This window comes from Epilithonimonas tenax DSM 16811 (assembly GCF_000428485.1).
In the GTDB taxonomy this organism is placed as follows: domain Bacteria; phylum Bacteroidota; class Bacteroidia; order Flavobacteriales; family Weeksellaceae; genus Epilithonimonas; species Epilithonimonas tenax.
This window is the reverse complement of sequence record NZ_AUAA01000099.1, coordinates 1-1,445: the sequence shown is the minus strand read 5'-3', so window position 1 is coordinate 1,445 and position 1,445 is coordinate 1. Positions and strand designations below refer to the sequence as shown.

Below are 1,445 nucleotides of genomic sequence, written 5' to 3'. Positions count from 1 at the left end.
GAAATACAAAACTATTGAAGAGTTTAATAATCAAAACAAAATTTATCAAAATGTAGCTTAACTTATACTGGAATTTTTATTTGCATATCCAATTTACGCGAAAATACATTGTTGCTATTGATCGATTTATCTAGTAATAAACTTAAAGGTTTGGATATTGTCAAGAGTAAAAACGTTGAATTTCTTGATATACATAATAATGAATTGACATCTGTAAATGTTAAGAATGGAAATAATGCTGGGATTATGTATTTGGACACAACCGGTAATTCTAATCTTGGCTGCATACAGGTAGATAATGTTTCTGAAGCCAACGGATATACAACATCAGGTTTTTGGATCAAAGAAAGTTCTTCCGCCTATAATGTTGACTGTAATTCCACTTTAAGTTCAAATGACCTTTCAAATGACCACTTAAAGATCTATCCAAATCCAACCAAAAATATTTTGAATTGGAATGGTGTAAGAAATCTGGAAATTTATAATACAGCTGGACAAAAAGTGATGACAGAGAAAAAAATATCATCTGCTAATCTTTCTAATCTTTCGAACGGAATTTACATCGTTATTTTGTGTGATGAAAATGGCAAAGAGACACAACGAAGTAAAATCATAAAGAACTAAATATTAAATCATTTTTAAAAAAAAGCGCAGTACTATCTGCGCTTTCTGTTTTATAGCAAGATATAGCTCTAAATTATATTAAATTACTTTTATCAGATTCTTAAACGCAATTTCTATTTTCAGACCTTCCACAAAAATGTTCGAAAACGGCGCCCCAGGGCGTAAGGCGGAAAGAAATTTATTATAATTTTTTTTTATGTTGAATATTCTTTTGCAAGTTTTTTATCGATCAGAAAAGGAATAAAGGGGAGAACAGATGCTATAAGGTAAATTGCAATTCTCATTAAGCTCCATCTATATTTTATTGATGTTAGTATAAGAGATACAAAGAATACCAGAAATAAAACTCCGTGAATCCATCCAAAATATTTGACAGCATCCGGAACATTGAAAAAATACTTTAATGGCATTGCAATGAAAAGCAAAATCAAATAAGAAACACCTTCTATTAAAACTGTTTTTCTATATAGAATAATCATTTAAAATAACTAGAACTTATGTGGTTTCAAGATCTAGTTACAATGATAATTAATTTCTATGTAATAAGCAAAAGATCAATTTTAGTTAGCTATACAAATACAGGTTTACATCGCTAAAGTTTTTTTTCAAGAATACTTGTTTCCACTTTAAAACCATACAATAGCCTTAAAACCTACAAGATGTTCAATAACGTGTGTAATGATGAACAAGCCGTTTATGTATAATTAGGTGAGTATCTACTGCCTATTTTGGATCAATTCCAAAACTTGGGGGCTAGGCAAAAAGCTTAGACAACCTAAACAAGAAAAATGCTTTATCCCGCACACCTCTTAGTTGCAATC

2 protein-coding genes are annotated in these 1,445 nt (G+C 30.0%); one reads left to right on the top strand and one right to left on the bottom strand.

Annotated elements, in window-relative coordinates; translation table 11 throughout:
* Positions 1–117 precede the first annotated feature (117 nt).
* Positions 118–624 carry a T9SS type A sorting domain-containing protein gene (locus tag F564_RS0117695; protein WP_028123743.1) on the top strand — a complete coding sequence of 169 codons (507 nt, stop codon included), beginning with the start codon at positions 118–120 and terminating at the stop codon, positions 622–624.
* A gap of 194 nt (positions 625–818) precedes the next feature.
* Here F564_RS0117695 and F564_RS0117690 read toward each other — a convergent pair whose 3' ends face one another.
* Positions 819–1,103 (bottom strand): DUF3817 domain-containing protein, encoded by a 285-nt coding sequence (locus F564_RS0117690; protein ID WP_028123742.1) that lies wholly within the window; start codon positions 1,101–1,103, stop codon positions 819–821.
* Between the last annotated feature and the right edge of the window lie 342 nt (positions 1,104–1,445).

Excerpts from the sequence above, each read along its gene's own strand:
- F564_RS0117690 (WP_028123742.1), bottom strand. The coding sequence starts at position 1,103 with ATGATTATTCTATATAGAAAAACAGTTTTAATAGAAGGTGTTTCTTAT.